The 17,639-nt window shown below is 46.0% G+C and carries 9 protein-coding genes; 8 read left to right on the top strand and 1 reads right to left on the bottom strand.

Going from position 1 to position 17,639, the window contains the following annotated elements:
* Positions 1–21 precede the first annotated feature (21 nt).
* Positions 22–3,873 (bottom strand): hybrid sensor histidine kinase/response regulator transcription factor, encoded by a 3,852-nt coding sequence (locus CSD97_RS17550; protein WP_098032823.1) that lies wholly within the window; start codon positions 3,871–3,873, stop codon positions 22–24.
* 334 nt (positions 3,874–4,207) lie between these two features.
* Between CSD97_RS17550 and CSD97_RS17545 the strand changes: the two genes are divergently transcribed.
* The 8 genes from CSD97_RS17545 to CSD97_RS17510 form a co-directional block, all read left to right on the top strand.
* Positions 4,208–5,872, top strand: a complete 1,665-nt coding sequence (locus CSD97_RS17545; protein WP_035457712.1) for a carboxylesterase family protein — start codon at positions 4,208–4,210, stop codon at positions 5,870–5,872.
* Between the two features lie 143 nt (positions 5,873–6,015).
* On the top strand, positions 6,016–9,189 hold the full coding sequence (locus tag CSD97_RS17540; protein WP_098032829.1) for a TonB-dependent receptor: 3,174 nt from the start codon (positions 6,016–6,018) through the stop codon (positions 9,187–9,189).
* A gap of 21 nt (positions 9,190–9,210) precedes the next feature.
* On the top strand, positions 9,211–10,884 hold the full coding sequence (locus CSD97_RS17535) for a RagB/SusD family nutrient uptake outer membrane protein (protein WP_016272722.1): 1,674 nt from the start codon (positions 9,211–9,213) through the stop codon (positions 10,882–10,884).
* A 176-nt stretch (positions 10,885–11,060) separates the two neighbouring features.
* Entirely contained in the window at positions 11,061–13,247 is a 2,187-nt protein-coding gene (locus CSD97_RS17530) for a glycoside hydrolase family 3 C-terminal domain-containing protein (protein WP_098032822.1), read from the top strand.
* Between the two features lie 234 nt (positions 13,248–13,481).
* A complete protein-coding gene (locus CSD97_RS17525; protein ID WP_098032821.1) occupies positions 13,482–15,152 on the top strand; it encodes a carboxylesterase family protein in 1,671 nt (556 codons plus the stop codon).
* Positions 15,153–15,326: 174 nt separating this feature from the next.
* Positions 15,327–16,397 (top strand): alpha/beta hydrolase-fold protein, encoded by a 1,071-nt coding sequence (locus CSD97_RS17520; protein WP_244284054.1) that lies wholly within the window; start codon positions 15,327–15,329, stop codon positions 16,395–16,397.
* Positions 16,398–16,708: 311 nt separating this feature from the next.
* A complete protein-coding gene (locus CSD97_RS17515) occupies positions 16,709–17,050 on the top strand; it encodes a hypothetical protein (protein ID WP_098032819.1) in 342 nt (113 codons plus the stop codon).
* A gap of 58 nt (positions 17,051–17,108) precedes the next feature.
* On the top strand, positions 17,109–17,639 hold a 531-nt coding region (locus CSD97_RS17510; RefSeq protein ID WP_143272440.1), incomplete at its 3' end, for a transposase.

Raw genomic sequence — 17,639 nt, 5'->3', positions numbered from 1 at the left:
ACGGGAGATTGATGACACAAATTATACTTCACTGGGCGGAACACCAAACTGCCGCTTGAAGCTGCGCGAGAAGTTGGCCAGCGAAGAAGCTCCCACCTTGTAACACACTTCGCTCACAGTGTATTTGCCCGTCTGCAGCAGTTGCATAGCCGTGTTCATGCGATAAGTGATAAGAAAGTTCTGCGGTGTTTGTCCCGTCAACGACTTGACTCGGGCATACAAGCTGCTGTAGCTCATCAGCATTTCCTTTGCCAGCGAGGTAATGCCGAATGCCTCGTCATCCAAGTGCTTGTCCAGCAACGTGTGCAAATTCTCCAAAAACTGACGGTCTTGTTCATTAAGTATCGCTTCTCGCGCCTCTCCCCTCGGTAGGCTTTCCGAGGTGAGGTTTTGCACAATCCATTGCATCCGTTTACGGTTTTCCAACAGATTGTTTATGACGGCTTTCAGATAGAAGGGGTCGAAGGGCTTGCCCACGTAGGCATCAGCACCACAATCCAGTCCTTTGATACTGCTGTCCATATCGTTCTTTGCCGTTAGCAGAATAATGGGAATACGCCCCCAATCGGCACTTGTCTTGATAGTCTTGCACAACTCGTAGCCGTCTTTCCGAGGCATGACCACATCACTCACAATCAGTTCAGGCAACTCCATCTCTAATCTGTCTATGGCTTCCTCTCCATTTTCCACGACAACGATATTGTAATCTGGCGACAACAGCACTCGCAGGTATTCGCGCACCTCCTGATCGTCTTCTACAATGAACAGCGTGTTCTCCTTAGAGACTACTTTTTCTACGGCATTCGTCTCGACTGCCGGTATGGGTATCTTGTACTCATTGTCTTGTGCCCGTTCCTCGGGACTATATGCTGTCAGCGATTGTGGGATACTAAGAGTGAAGCAAGCCCCCTGAGGGTGCTTGGAAGTGTAGTCTATGTTTCCCTTATGCAGGTGTGCCAAATATTGCGCATAATTCAGACCGATGCCCTTACCATTCACATTGGGGTATTTCTTATCAGCTCCCAACCGTTCAAAGCGATCAAACAGTTGTTTCTGTTTTTCGGGCAAAATACCTTGTCCCGTATCGGCCACGCATATTTGTACGTTTTTCCCGTCGCTTTCCACAGTAATGTCGATACTCCCCCCTTCAGGTGTGTACTTAATGGCGTTACTGAGCAAGTTATAAAATATCTTTTCCACCTTCTCCGTATCAAAACAAGCCACCGTATCCTGCTTCTGTTCAGCGTGCATGTTTATCGTCAGCCCTTTTTCGTGGGCAATAAACCGGAAGTTCGCTATCTGTGCCTGAACGAAAGCTACCGGGTCTACCACGGCAACCCGGAGTTGCTTCTCGTCCTTCTCACCTTCCTTGGGGTCAAGCAACTGCTTCACAAGCCGCAACAAGCGGTCGGCATTGCGCAACATGATATCCACCAAGCCACGCTCATGTTCATTCAGATTGTTTTCTTTCGCCAGTTCTTTCAACGGGGCATATACCATGGCTAGCGGTGTACGTACTTCGTGCGAAATGTTGGTCACAAAGTCTATGTGTGCCTGATTTATCTCCCTTTGGTACTTGACCAATGCCAGTCTCTCCTCTTGTGTCCGCCAACGTATAATTAGCCGGATGACCAGTAGCACCAGCCCGATACCGACCAGCCAGTATAACACAATAACCAAGGGCGTAGCCCATGGTGCAGGGTGAACAACCACCTCCTTGGTCAGTTCGTTCTTGCACCACTCTCCGCTCAGTATGCGAGCTTTCACCTTGAACGTATATTTTCCGGTAGGCAGGTTGGAATAGGCCACCCGCTTGTTGGAACCAGCGTCAATCCAGTTCTTGTCGAAGCCCTCTAGCATATAGGCATAGTTCAGCAGAGAACCCGCCTCTAACTTTAATGCCGAATAGTAGAACGTAACTGTATTCTCCCGATAAGACAACGATAGTTTTTCCTCGCTCTTATTATGTATTCCCCCGTTCACCAATATCATGTCCAGATTCAGCGGGATATCCGGTTCTTTCTCGATGGGTACATCCGGATAAATGACTGTAATGCCACCCGAGCCTCCGAAAAACAAGGTACCGTCTGGTGCCACTGCCGCACAATTCAGCGCATACAGCTTCCCCTTGCAGAAGTAGTTATCATATAAATAAGAAAATGTTTTTTCCTGCACATCATACTTTCCTATATGCGTAGACGAACTAAACCAGATGTTCCCTTCCTTGTCTTCGATTACTGCCTTCAAGCTGTTGTCTATCAGTCCCGACGATAAATCAAACCGCTCCAGCCATTGTGTGCGTGGGTCGTAATGCACCAGCCCGGTATTGTAAGTCCCTATCCAGTACGTATTGTTCCTATCGATAATAAGTGAATTCGGGTTGGGCAAATAAAGAGAATCCAACGGGATGAACTGTTGGTCTTCACCAAATTTATAGATACCGTTGGCCACCGTATAGAGAATCATTGTACCCGATGGGCGCAATGTCTGCAACTGCGAAAACGAAATGCTGCCCGGTGCATACCGGTAAGTGAACTTCCCGTCGGCCGCCAGCGTGGCAAATCTATCAGCCAGCGTAACCCAAATACGTCCTTCCTTGTCTTCACTGATGGAAAACACATTGGCCGGGAAGGTATAATGGTTCTCTTCCCGTACGATTTTCCCCTCCCGGATAGCATACTGCCGCACCTCCGAACGGTTCCGGATGACCCACAACCTATTCTTCGAGTCAATAAAAATATGCCCGTAAAGGCCACCATCTGCCAAGTGGAAAGCTATCTTATCACCACCTATATCATAACTGGCAATATCGTGCGAGGAGCGCATCCACAAATAGCCCTCATAGTCGAACAAAAGATTTTTCACGAAGGGGTCTTCCAAGCGTTCGAAGATGGACGACAAATTGTTAAAGGCTGCCTTTTCGGGATAATAGTGAAAGTCGTTCTCTTGATCAGACAGCCATATTCCGTTGTTTGTATCGATGAAACAGACATATCTATCCCCCTTCAACTGTTGCTGCACATGGATACGTGTCAACACCCGTCGAGCCACATCGTAACGGTACATTCCCTCACCCGAAATACCTATCAGCAGGAAGTTTTGCCAATAAGGAAGCACGAAGTGTATTTTTTTGTTCTGTGTAGCCTCCATAAAGTCAGTAGGTAAAAGCAGTTCTTCCCACGTCTTTGCGTCATAACACAATAATCCTTTACTTGTAGTCACCCACATGTGGTGGCTGGCGTCTTCCACAATACTTTCTATATAGGTATCCTTAGAGCCATTCAGCGTCCGCAACAAGTTCAAGTCTCTGTCCAATATATAAATATCTGTGGCATGGTGCCTAGCGTTGGCCGTCCACACTTGCTTTTGACTGGAAATGGTAATAGCACCGACTATGCTCATGCCTGGTTGTAGATAATATTTTTCCTCTTTCAGCGTCTGCTTGTTCACCTTGGCCACCCCCTTACGATCAGTAATAATGAGCCACTCGTTATCCAGATCCAGCACACGCCCTATGGGATTGAAGCCTACCTGTTGCGGATGTCTGAATATACCATCCTCCCACACGCACAATCCGCATTCATTTGACATCCACAAACGGTTATTGGCATCAAACATTAAATTATCCACATAGTCGCTATTGAGCGCTGTGGACTCTTCTTGCGCATAATATACAGTATAATTCGAACCGCTGAAACGGTTCAACCCGTGATTGGTCCCTATCCAGATGTAGCCTTTGGGATCTTCGGCAAACGAAGTAATGAAGTTACTTGATATCTGTTCTACCAGCGGAAACTGGGCTGGCAGGGGTACAGACCACAACATCAGTAATAAGGCATAAATACCTTTCCATTGCAGTTTGAGTTTTTTCATACAAGTAGTATGTCATTTAAGGTTCACGTGAAACATCAGTATTCTTTTTCTCTGTACAAAATTATATAAAACGAGCGATAATCAAAATATATCCTTGCTTTTGTCAAAAAGTACATGAGCAATAAATGGGGTTCCAACTTAGAGATTAGCGGTTAGTGATGGGTGGATACAAGTAAGAAAGGCTTATTAGGAATATATAGGCAAAGACTTGTCTCAATGTTGAAATCATACGCTTTAAACAACATTAAGTAGATTTTGATAAATCAATTAAAGATTTTGATAACATTATACAAACGATTTTCACCACATTTGGGGCGATAAAAGACCAAATGTTATGCGAATAAGTAAATCTGGTATTATGAAGTTGAAGACGGTTTCCTTACTATGTGTAGGAAGCGTTTTGCTGTGCGGCATTTTAGCTTGCTCCAACCAGGCCAAGCAGAGCACAGAGGAAAACAATGATGAACAACAATTGTTCATTGGTGATAACATTGCCGTAGCTCAGACCCAATACGGCAAAGTGAAGGGCTTTATATTAAAGGGTATCTACAATTTCCGTGGAGTGCCTTACGGGGCAAGCACGGCGGGTGAGAACCGCTTCATGCCTCCTCGAGAACCCGAACCGTGGGAAGGCATTCGACCTGCTGTATTCTGGGGTGACACAGCCCCACAAAAGACCAAGGGGAAGTATCGCAACAGTTACAGCACGCTTGTAGACCATTGGAACTATTATGATGTAAGCGAAGACTGCCTTATGTTAAATATTTGGACGCCCGGACTGACGGATAACAAGAAGCGTCCCGTGCTGGTGTGGCTACATGGAGGCGGCTTTACCAACGGTAATGGTATTGAACAAGATGGTTATAATGGCGAAAATATCAGCCGTTATGGTGACATCGTGTTCGTATCCATCAATCATCGTTTGGGGCCTATCGGGTTTTCCGATCTTTCGGTGGCCGGTAAGGGATTCGAAGCATCGGGCAATGTGGGCATTCTCGACCTGGTCGCCGGCTTGAAATGGGTACACAACAATATCGGGCAATTTGGCGGAGACCCCGACAATGTCACTATCATTGGCCAATCGGGCGGTGGTTCCAAAGTGTGTACTCTGGTGGCCATGCCCGAAACGCAAGGGCTTATCCACAAGGCCATAGCTTTGAGCGGAAACTCTGCTGATGCCATTGACAAGAATTACAGTGCAGCCGTAGGCAAAGTAATCTTGCAGGAAGCCGGCTTGAAGCCTTCCGAAGCAAATAAATTACAGCAGATGCCGTGGCTCGACTATATTGAGTTAGCAAACCGTGCTATGGCCAAGTATAACGAACAAGCTGGTATTACCGGTCGCCGCAGCAACTTCGGTCCTATCGCTGACGGTACACATATTCCTATGGGTGGATTTTTTACCAATCCCTCAGCCCCCTCGGCCAACATCCCAATGATTTTCTGCACTACCAATTGCGAATTTTCCCTGAGTCGTGACAACTCCACTTTGGAGCAGATAGACAAGAAACAATTAGTTGAAATGATAAACCAGATGAAAGGTGGGAACGGTGACAAGATAGTCGACGCTTATGCCAAAGCCTTCCCAGACAAAAAGCCTATCGAGTTGCTTGGTTTAATATTGAGTTCACGTGAAAATGTCATTGCTACAGCCAACCAGAAGCTGACACAAAAGGCCCCGGTCTATTTGGCATGGTTCGGTTGGAATCCTCCCTTGTTCGACGGCCGCATGCGCGCCTTCCATTGTCTGGACATCTGCTTCTGGCTGAAGAACACCGACTTAATGATTACCCATACAGGCGGTGGTAAGCGTCCGCGCGACCTTTCTATGAAAATGACCGATGCTTTGTTGAACTTCATGCGCATCGGCAATCCCAATTGTGCAGGCCTGCCCGAATGGCCACAGTACACAGCTGAGAAGGGTGCCACGATGATGCTCAACGATGTCTGTGAGGTGGTTTACGATCCCGATAGGGAAGCACGTGAATCCTTAAAATAAAGCTCTTCATTTTTTATTTAAAGATTGTTGCACTATACAACGTGAGAGATATGTTGAAAAGTAGTTTTGTGTGAACCCTAAAACACGAAAGAGAATGTATTATCCTTAATATTAACCTTATAATTAAAATGTGAGAAATGCATATGAAAAAAAGTGTAATTTTATGTTTTTGCAACGTAGTTTTGTCACTCGTACTAACACTTGCTTGTATACAAGCAGTTCCGGTACAAGCATCTCCTCTGCAGTCAAAGACGATTACGGGAGTAATAACATCGGGTACGGACGGTTTTCCCTTGATTGGAGTAAGTGTCCAAGTACAAGAAAATTCTACCGGTAGTATCACTGACCTTGATGGTCGATACTCAGTGCAAGCCAGCGAAGGGCAGACCTTGGTCTTCTCTTACATTGGCTTTAAGTCGCAAACCATCAAGATAGGCACATCTTCTATCATTAATGTGGTACTGATAGAAGACAATGAAATGTTGGACGAAGTCGTGGTTGTGGGCTATGGTGTCCAAAAGAAAAAGTTAGTGACAGGTGCCACCGTCCAGGTAAAAGGCGACAAAATCGCCGAGCTGAACACCACCAATCCTTTGCAGGCCATGCAGGGACAGACACCTGGTGTAAACATCACTTCTATTTCCGGCCAACCGGGTGAAAGCCTCAAGGTTAGCATCCGTGGTTTGGGTACCATAGGTAATGCTGAACCATTGTATCTGATTGATGGCGTTCGCGGTGACATCTCCAACCTGAACCCTGCCGACATCGAAAGTATCGACATCTTGAAGGATGCCGCTTCCGCTGCCATCTACGGTGCGCAGGCAGCCAACGGTGTAGTGTTGGTGACGACCAAGAACGGTAAGGAAGGTAAGGCTGTAGTGTCATTCGACGGTTACTTCGGTGTACAGAACGTGGCAAAAGAAGTGAACTTATTGAATACCGAACAGTACATGATGATTATGGACGAGTCGCACCGCAACTCTACCGGTTCTGGATATAATTGGAGCGGCTATAAGTCTATTTATGATGCAAACGGTAATCTCTATGATGTAGATTGGCTGGACAAAATGTTTGAAGACAATGCTCAAATGCAGAGTTATACCCTTGGTATTACGGGTGGTTCAACGGTTTCCCAATATGCCATTTCGTTGGGTTACATGTCACAGGAAGGTATTGTTGGCGGTAAGGACGTGTCTAACTTCTCCCGTTACAACTTCCGCATCAACTCTGAGCACAAGTTATTCAAAAATCTACTGAAGGTGGGAGAACAAGTTAGCTTCGTTTACCGTGATAAGACTGGTGTCGGCGTAGGCGGCCAATACGATAACTCGTTGCGTGGCGCTTACGAAATTGCTCCATTTGTTCCCATTTACAGCGATAACAACATTTACGACATGCCCTACAATGATACCTCCAATTCCGATTGGAATCAGGAAAGCGGTAACCCTTATGGTTTAATGATGATGCGCCATAATCAAAACAAAAACGTCTTCTTCTCCGGCAACGCTTATGCCGAATTGCAGCCCATCAAGAACCTGAAAATTCGTACTGTATTCGGTGCTAACTACAGTACCAATGAATACCGCAACTTCAACCCGATATACCAATTCGGTTCTACAAGCCGTAATACTAATACCAGTGTTACCCAAAATATGCAGCATGTATTGGAACTTACATGGACCAATACGGCTACTTATGACTGGAAAGTTAATGACCATGCCTTCAATGCCTTGATCGGTATGGAGTCCTACCAATACAATGGCACTTACTTAAGTGGTAGCAATTCTTCCTTGAAAGAAGGATTCGACGATTGGGAACATGCTTACATCAGCAATGGTACAGCTTCTTCTACTGCCAGTGGTTTAGGTGTCAGCGGTTATCCATTGGATGAAAACCGTACGGTCTCTTACTTCGTCCGCTTTGGTTGGAACTGGAAAGAGACCTACATGCTGAACGCTACGGTACGTGCCGACGGTTCTTCCAAGTTTGCCCGTGGCCATCGTTACGGTTATTTCCCATCCATCTCCGCAGGCTGGATCATGACCAACGAGAAATTCATGGAAAGTACCCGTAGCTGGCTCGACTACTTTAAGCTACGTGTCAGCTGGGGACAAGTAGGTAACCAAAACATTGACAACTACCAATACTTAGCACCTATCACGTCGCAATATATATATTACTATTTCGGTAACTCGCATCAAAATTCGTCTACCGAAGCTGCGGCATTAGGTAACAACTGGGGCGCTTATCCCAGCCGTTTGGCCAATGAAAAGTTGACATGGGAAACTTCTGAACAGACCAATATCGGCTTCGACGCTCGCTTCTTCGACAGCCGTTTTGGTGTGAACTTTGATTTCTATATGAAGACAACAAAGGATTGGTTACTCACAGCTCCTATTCTGAATACGGCTGGTACAGGCGCACCTTACATCAATGGTGGCGATGTAAAGAACACCGGTGTGGAACTGGCTTTGACTTGGGATGACACGTTAGGTAAGGACTTTAAATATAACATCTCACTGAACGGTTCCTACAACAAGAATGAGGTAGGTAACATTCCTACCAGCGATGGTATCATCCATGGTGCAGGCAATGAGTTGTACAACAATGCCAGCGAATTCTACCGTGCAGAAAATGGCCAACCTATCGGTTATTTCTGGGGCTATAAAACTGCCGGTATCTTTCAAGATACACAGGAAATAGATGAATGGCGTGCCGCAGGCAACGGTATCCTGCAGTCTAATGTACAGCCGGGCGATGTGCGCTTTGTGGACCGAAACCATGACGGTCAAATCAACAACAAAGATAAGGTGAACTTAGGCAACGGTACTCCTGATTTCACGTTGGGTTTGAACTTGGGCTTCGTTTACAAAGGCTTCGATTTCTCCATCGTGGCAAACGGCGCCTTTGGCCAGCAGATTGTGCAGTCTTACCGTAACCACACCCGTCCTACACCAAACTACACCACAGCTATCCTTGACCGGTGGCACGGTGAAGGCACCAGTAACCGGATTCCGCGCGTTACAGATAGCAACATCAACTATCAGTTCTCTGACTTATTTATACAAAATGGTGACTACCTGCGCCTAAGTACCCTTACGTTGGGTTATGATTTCGCCAAATTATTCAAGGGCAAAGCAGTCAGCCAAGCTCGCCTATACTTTCAGGTACAAAACCTATTCACCATTACCGGGTACGACGGTATGGATCCAGAAATCGGTTTCGGTTCTTCCAACAATTCTTGGGTATCGGGCCTAGATTATGGTTATTATCCGCGCCCCCGTACTGTTCTTGTAGGTGTAAATCTTAAATTCTAATTTATAAAAATACGTATGAATATGAAAAATATTAGGTCTAACATAATTGCAGCAGGCATTTTATGCCTGAGTTTGGGAATGACTTCTTGCACTAAGGGCTTCTTGGATGTGGAATCAAAGACCGAATCTACGACAGGAAATTTTTATAAAACAGAGCAAGATGCCTATCGTGCCTTGTTGGGCTGCTACGATGGTTATAGACGTGCAACATGTGGTAGCGCTGTCAATTTCTTGGTTAGCGCCGAAGTAATGGGGTATGAATGTTTCGGCGGTTCCGGTGCTTCCGATGGTAACGGTATGCGTGTGACCGATCGCTTTGACCTCTCAGAAATGCCTTCTTCTACAGGTTCCAGTTGGTCTGGTTATTATGCAGGCATTTATCGTTGCAACGAATTAATCACACGCGAAAATAGCATTCAATGGAACGAAACGGGTAGCATGCATACTCAGTATATGGCCGAGTGCCATGCCATCCGTGCCTTCTTATATTTCGATGTGGTACGTCAGTTTGGTAACATTCCTTTGCTTACCAAACCTACTGATGAAAATATACCGCAGGCAGATCCCGCTGACGTGTATAAGCTGATTTTCGATGACCTGAAGTTTGCCATCGAAAATATTCCGGCAAACGCTTATCCCAAAGCTGAATCGGAAACAAACGATGGCAAGATTACCAAATATGCTTGCGAGGCCATCTTGGCACGTGCTTATTTGTACTACACCGGTTATTATGGTCAAGAGCCTGAAGGCGTGACCAAGGCTGATGCGTTAGCCGCTGTGGAAGACATTATTTCTTCAGGTCAATACGCTTTGATACCCGAATACCGGCGTTTGTGGCCTGCCGCTTGTGCTCAAAAAGCAGAAGTAGGTGATATGACTACCCTATATGGCGATTATGCCGGTGATGGTAATAACGAGACAGTATTAACCGTAAAATGTACAGCCAGTGTTAACTGGTCTGGTTTGGACGGTAACCGTTGGCAAGTAAACATTGCTTTGCGTACCTCAACAGGTGTGGCTCCTTATGCACAAGGTTGGGGATATGCTACAGTAAATCCTAAATTCGTTGAGGAATATGAGGATGGCGATACTCGGCGTACAGCTTCTGTGATTGATATAAAAGGCGAGGGATTGGAAGACAATCAGTTGGTTCAAACTTGTATTGTCCAATCGCAGGAATACACCGGTTACTATATCAAGAAGTATGCTCCATTGGCCTTTGCCGATGGTACACATGCTGGTATGGAAAACGGTACGGGTAACTTGATGATTTCAAACCACCAGGATTATGTTCAAGTTCGCTATGCCGACGTGTTACTAATGGCAGCTGAGTTGGGTAGCCCTAATGCGCAACAGTATTTCAACATGGTTCGCGAACGTGCCTTTAAGGATAAAGATGGCAACACCTCTCCGTTATACACCGAAAAACAAGCTACGAAAGAAAACATAATGCGCGAACGTCAGTTTGAATTTGCTTTCGAAGGCATTAACTATTACGACTTGCTACGCCAAGGCATAGACTATGCGGCCGCCCAATTAGCCAAACAAAACGGCGTTGAAGTGATGACAGCGGGTGCTCCTGCTACCATCTCGTTCAATCCTCAGAACTTTATAAACAAGGCAGGTTTGATGATGGTCAACACGAACCAGATTCTATTATCTGACGGTGTTTTGAAACAAAATCCTGGTTGGTGATAAGAGCCATATGCTTATAATATGAAATTTAATGAGAGTGTAAAAAAACAGGAATGCCGTTTGCAACTGGTTGTCATTTTGACACCTTCATCAAGACTATCCGTTTCTGTACATTTTTAAAGTGAGAAAACAAAATTTGCTACATATTAAGGTTTACAAACTCAATTTATGTAATCATGAAAATGAAATCTTTATTTGTTGTGTTGTGCCTCACGATGGCTTATTTATCGGTCGGAGCGCAGAAAATTTACAAATTTCAGAACACGAAACTATCGGACGAAAAGCGTATTGACGCCTTGCTGGAAGAACTTATGCTGGAGGAAAAAATTGCTTTACTCGGCAGCGACCTAGCGGTGCCCCGTTTGGGCATACTTTCTTGCCGCCACCACGAGGGCCTACATGGATTGGCCTTGGGTGGTCCTGCTGCTTGGGGAGGACGTAAGAAAGGTGAAGATGGAAAAATAATTCCTACTGATAGACCTACGACTATTTTCCCACAATCATATGGGCTGGGCGCTACGTGGGATGTGGACTTAGTGAAAAAAGTAGGTGAGCAGGCTTCCCTTGAAGCGCGCTACTACATGCAACGTCCTGAAGACAAGCGTACAGCCTTGGTAATGCGTGCTCCGAATGCCGACTTGGCACGCGATCCGCGCTGGGGACGCACGGAAGAAAGCTACGGAGAGGATGCCTTCCTTACTGCCAGACTGACAGTAGCCAACATCAAAGGCTTGCAAGGTGATAACCCACGCTATTGGCGTACTGCCGCCCTGATGAAACATTTCCTGGCCAACAGTAACGAAGATCGCAGAGACAGCACATCAAGCAACTTCGATATGCGCCTATTCTACGAATATTATGCTTATCCCTTCTACAAAGGCATTACCGAAGGCGAAAGCCATGCTTTTATGGCTGCCTATAACGGATGGAACGGCCCGGCCATGTGCGTACATCCTTGCTTGAAAGAAATTACTCGCGACAAATGGGGCAACAACGGCATTATCTGCACGGATGGCGGAGCACTGAAGCTGCTAGTCAATGCCCACCATGCCTATCCCACTATGGCCGAAGGAGCGGCTGCGGTGGTAAAGGCTACTACAGGACAATTCTTGGATGTTTATAAGCCCTATATTGAGGAAGCTTTAGAAAAGGGTTTACTGACTGAGAAAGACATTGACAAAGCTATTCGTGGCAACCTATACGTAGCCTTAAGGCTAGGATTGCTGGACGGAAAAGATTCTGCAGACCCTTATAAGAACATCGGTACCATCCCCAACGAAGTGCCTCCTTATGAACGTGAGGAAGCCAAACAATTAGCACGCGAGGTGACGGCCAAGTCGGTGGTGCTGCTGAAGAATAGTAAGAATCTTCTGCCCCTCAATGCCTCCAAGCTGAAGAAGATAGCCGTAATAGGCCCTTATGCCGATAAGATTGTGCAAGACTGGTATAGCGGCACACCGGCATATGAGATTACTATCTTAGAGGGCATTCGCAACGCCGTGAAAGATGGACAAACAGAAGTGATTTATGCTACCAACAATGTAATAGATGAAGCCGTAAATGCGGCCCGGGAGGCTGATGTAGCTGTGGTATGCGTAGGAAACCATCCGTATGGCACACGTCCTGACTGGTTCTTCTGCCCCGTGCCGAGCGACGGACGAGAAGCTGTGGATAGAAAGTCGCTGATGCTGCCCGATGAAGACTTGCTGAAGCAGGTGTACAAGGCCAATCCCAACACTATCTTGGTACTAGTTAGCAGCTTCCCATACACCATCAACTGGAGTCAAGAAAATCTGCCAGCCATTTTGCACATTACGCATTGCAGCCAAGAACAAGGCAACGGTTTGGCCGATGTCTTGTTTGGTAAGGTCAACCCCTCTGGACATACCACTCAAACATGGGTGAAGGACATTACCGACCTACCCGACATGATGGATTATGACATTCGTAACGGACGTACCTACATGTACTACAAGGATGATGTACTTTATCCTTTCGGCTATGGCTTGAGTTATACAACATTCGACTACCAGCAAATCAAGTCTGTCAAGCAGGACAAGGATAAGGTTACCGTAACCGTGTTGGTAAAGAATTCTGGTAGCCGCGACGGTGAGGAAGTGGTGCAGCTGTATGCCAGCTATCCGGAATCAAAGGTAGAACGCCCGATGAAGCAACTGAGGGCATTCAGTAAGGTGCCTATCGCAGCCGGTGATACAAAGGAAGTGGTGCTTGATATTCCCAAGGAGGATTTCGCTTATTGGGATGAAATTCAAGATAAGTTCGTTGTGGAGCCCGGTAAGGTAAAACTACTTATCGGTGCCTCTTCAGCAGATATCCGTCTGGAAGGTGAAGTTACTTTATAGAACAGTTATTAGAGTTGAGTAAAAAGATTGTGATAGACAATGCAGAATCCGCACGCAGTCTGTCCTTTGCATAACTGTGTGTGGATTCTTTTCTATGCCTGCCTTTGAATATACAGACAACCTGAATGAAGAAACAGACAAGTATCAAGTGAACCATTGACAAAAACAACGAAGCTGGTGAAAAGCAACTTTGCCGACAAATGTTCATCTTTGTAATAAAAAAATTCATTGCGTATGAAAACAGTTAAGTTGAAAATCAGGAAAGGCATCTCCCTGCTTTACGCGGGTATTTTCGTGTATACCTTTTCCGCTTGCTCTGCCGGAAGGACGGAGCAACAACCGAATAGTGTTTCGCAAGACGAACAACAGTTATATATAGGAGATTCCATTGCCGTAGCACAGACTCAGTATGGCAAAGTGCGCGGCTATCTATTAAGAGATATATACACCTTCTGTGGCATACCGTATGGGGCAAGCACGGCGGGCGAAAACCGTTTCATGCCTCCCCGCGAACCCGAGCCTTGGGAGGGCATCCGTCCAGCGGTCTTTTGGGGCGATACGGCTCCGCAGATTACGACAGGCAAGTACCGCAACACATACACTACATTTACCGACCATTGGAATTACTATGGCGTCAGCGAGGACTGTCTGATGCTAAACATTTGGACGCCCGCCTTGGCCGACACGAAGAAACGCCCTGTGCTGGTATGGATTCATGGAGGCGGTTTTACAAATGGCAATAGCATTGAGCAAGACAGCTATCGGGGCGAGAATCTTAGCCGCTACGGAGACATTGTATTTGTTTCATTAAACCATCGACTGGGCCCTATCGGCTTCAGTGACTTTTCAGGGGTGGATGAGAAGAAGTTTGCCGAGTCGGGCAATGTTGGTATCCTCGATTTGGTGGCCGGCCTGAAGTGGGTACACAACAACATCGCACAATTCGGAGGTGATCCGAGCAACGTCACCATCATGGGCCAGTCGGGCGGCGGAGCTAAAGTGTGCACGCTGGTAGCCATGGCCGAGACAAAGGGGTTGTTGCACAAGGCCGTAGCCTTGAGTGGAAACATCACGGGGGCAATAGATAACAATTACAGTACCGAACTGGGTAAATACATCCTAAAAGAGGCAGGTTTACCACCTTCGCAAATAAACAAATTGCAAGAAATACCTTGGCTCGACTACATCGTCCTGGCCAACCGAGCAGCCGCTAAGTATGACAAGCAACTAGGCGGCAATGGCATGATGCGTGGTTCTTTTGGGCCTGTGGGTGATGGCTTCCACATCCCGATGGATACATTTTATACCGATCCGGAAGCTCCCTCGGCCCATGTCCCCATGCTATTCAGCACCACTACATGCGAGTTCTCCATAAGCCGCGACAATGCTACCCTCGAAAAAATGAATAGAACGCAACTGGTGGAAATGGTGGACAAAATGAAAGGTAAAAACGGTGAGAATATTGTATTGGCTTATGAAAAAGCATTTCCCGACAAGAAACCTATTGAATTGCTCGGCTTGATAATGAGCTCCCGTGAGAAAGTGATTGAAGCCATCAATGCCAAGGCACAACAAAGCGCACCGGTCTATTTAGCATGGTTCGGCTGGGAGCCACCCTTATTCGACGGGCGCATGCGTTCCTTCCATTGTCTGGACATCAGTTTCTGGCTGAAGAATACCGACGTTATGCTTACCCATACGGGGGGAGGCAAGCGTCCGCGCGACCTCTCCACGAAGATGACCGACGCTTTACTGAGCTTCATGCGTACGGGTAGCCCCAATTGCACAAGCCTGCCTGAATGGCCGCAATATACACCGGACAAGGGAGCCACGATGATGTTGAACGACCAGTGCGAAGTAGTCTACGACCCTGACCGCGAAGCACGCAAAGTGTTAACAGAGTAAACCAAGCATTTTTCCTATTGTCCTATTAGAGTAGGACAATAGGAAAGGCAATACATATCGGCTACCATCCGGTTGCTTCCGTACCATGAGATAGCTGTCTTATTTATAATCTTAAAATTAATTCCAATGAAGAGTAAATTCATTTTAACAGCATTTTTTTGTGTTTGCGGCATAATGCCTAGGGCAGCACAATGGCAACGTACGCCTACCCCTAACGACACACTCCAATCAGTCAAAGTGCTGAGTGACGGCAGGATAGCATTGAATATCTACGCACCCCAAGCCAAGAAAGTAGACATCGAGGGTGACATTATTCCTTGGGGAAAGAAGCCAGATGTGATGAAATCGGTCTCTGGTGTATGGACGGTGACCGTACCTCCAGTAAAAGCTGGAGCCTACCGCTACCACTTTATAGTAGATGGTGTGAAAGTGTTCGATCCCAAGTCTCCCGAGGCACATGAAATCTCAGCCGTACTGAAAGTGGAGGCAAAAGATGGCGATTTTTTCTCCATGAAGGAAGATGTTGCCCATGGTGCAATAGCTCAACGTTATTATCACTCAAAGACTCTGAAGACTACCCGTCGCCTGCACGTATGGACGCCAGCGGGTTATGAGAAAAGTGTGGAAAAATTGCCGGTGCTCTACCTGATACATGGCGGAGGTGATACTGACCTTGCTTGGCCTACGGTAGGCTGCGCAGGCAACATACTCGACAATTTACTAGCCGAGAACAAAATGCAACCCATGATTGTGGTGATGCCCAACGGCTCCATTGCCACAGAAAACCTAATGGACGAAGTACCTCTATTTGCCAAAGATCTGATGAATGACATCATCCCTTACATCGAAGCCAACTACCGTGTACTGACCGACAAAGACCATCGTGCCTTAGCAGGCCTCTCCATGGGCGGCATGGAAACTTTGGAAGCAGGCTTGAATCACTACAAAGAATTCGGCTACTTATGGGTATTGAGCTCTGGCTGGTTTGAGACGAACAAGAAAATGTACGCCGAACGCAGCACCTACCTCAAGACCATCGCTCAAGACTTCAACCACACAGTGCACGCCTTGCATTTCACGCAAGGTGGTCCAGAGGACATCGCTTACAACAATTGTAAAGCCATGCTGAAACTGTTTGACGCAGCAGGTATCAACTACAAGTACAGCGAAGCCCCCGGTGGACACACGTGGTACACGTGGCGCAATGACTTGTACAACTTGGCACAACAGTTATTTAAGTATTAAACATGACAATTATCATTGCAAAATACCGAATTACATCCTATTATTAACTTTAATCCCTCCCAGCAGTTCTCCATCCCAAGCTATAAAATTAAGTTTGGAAAATTATATCGTATATATACACATCACGTCACTTACTTACGCAACTACGCACTCCATTCAGATACATTATTAATAAATGAGAAAATAATTTCTAACATAAGTAACTTGAAACACTAATTCTTTCTTCTTTTTACAGAACTCCTAAAGGGTCAATGTAAAAACCTGAGGGGTAAATTTATAAATTATTATCTTTGTCTCCAAATTCATAGCTTATGGAGTTAAACGGTTATCGCCTTCTTCTTCCTGAAGGCACTTTAGAGTATTTTGCTCTTGTTGATGTGAAGGAAAGCGTAAATGAAGTTGTGATCTACCTTGAGGAAAAAAATATCGTTCCTGAGAAGTATGCAGATCAGGATACTGAGAGTAAAGGCTTTTATGATCCTGTTATTGTTCAGGATTTTCCTCTTCGTGGCAAGAAGGTCTTCCTTAATATTCGTCGTCGTCGCTGGCTCTTAAAGAAGTATAATGAGTATATCTCTCGTAACTGGCGTATGGTGGCTGAAGGTACTCGTATGACGCAAGATTTTGCGTCTTTTTTAAAAGAACTATATTGATAGCTATCCGATCAGTTGCAAGCTCTTAGGTGTTTTATATGGAGTTGACGGAGATTTATTGGAGCGTCAATACCGTAACCATCTAAGTTGTTATCTCCATTGGGACCAACTTGTTCATGCAGAGGATTGGCTACTATTCGAAAAGAATATCGGTGCTTATATCTGTATTGATGAGGTAGCCCTCTCGCGTGGAGAACTCTATACTGTACTGATCAATAAAGAAGCTCACGGTGGTAAAGGTAGTATGATTGCTGTCATTAAAGGTATGGACGTTCATACGGTCACTTCTGTCCTGCTTAAGCTATCCCGTCTCCGCCGTTACCAAGTGCGCGAGATTACTTTGGATATGGCTCCTAACATGGAGCAGATTGCCCGCATCTGCTTTCCTGCGGCCAAACGTGTTACCGATCGCTTTCACGTACAGAAGTTAGCTTATGAAGCGGTGCAGGAGATGCGTGTGAAAGCTCGCTGGGAGGCTTTGGATGAAGAGTCCACTCAGATTGCTTATGCAAAGGCCTGTGGAAAGATGTATCATGCACCTGTTTTCGCTAATGGAGATACAAGAAAGCAGTTGTTAGCGAGAAGCATT

Origin of the sequence: Bacteroides sp. AR29 (assembly GCF_900217715.1) — a bacterium.
Classification (GTDB): Bacteria; Bacteroidota; Bacteroidia; order Bacteroidales; family Bacteroidaceae; genus Bacteroides; species Bacteroides uniformis.
This window is presented reverse-complemented; position numbering and strand designations above follow the sequence as displayed.

Coding starts and splice junctions, on each gene's coding strand:
- CSD97_RS17550 (WP_098032823.1), bottom strand. CDS start 3,873: ATGAAAAAACTCAAACTGCAATGGAAAGGTATTTATGCCTTATTACTG.
- CSD97_RS17545 (WP_035457712.1), top strand. CDS start 4,208: ATGCGAATAAGTAAATCTGGTATTATGAAGTTGAAGACGGTTTCCTTA.
- CSD97_RS17540 (WP_098032829.1), top strand. CDS start 6,016: ATGAAAAAAAGTGTAATTTTATGTTTTTGCAACGTAGTTTTGTCACTC.
- CSD97_RS17535 (WP_016272722.1), top strand. CDS start 9,211: ATGAAAAATATTAGGTCTAACATAATTGCAGCAGGCATTTTATGCCTG.
- CSD97_RS17530 (WP_098032822.1), top strand. CDS start 11,061: ATGAAAATGAAATCTTTATTTGTTGTGTTGTGCCTCACGATGGCTTAT.
- CSD97_RS17525 (WP_098032821.1), top strand. CDS start 13,482: ATGAAAACAGTTAAGTTGAAAATCAGGAAAGGCATCTCCCTGCTTTAC.
- CSD97_RS17520 (WP_244284054.1), top strand. CDS start 15,327: ATGCCTAGGGCAGCACAATGGCAACGTACGCCTACCCCTAACGACACA.
- CSD97_RS17515 (WP_098032819.1), top strand. CDS start 16,709: ATGGAGTTAAACGGTTATCGCCTTCTTCTTCCTGAAGGCACTTTAGAG.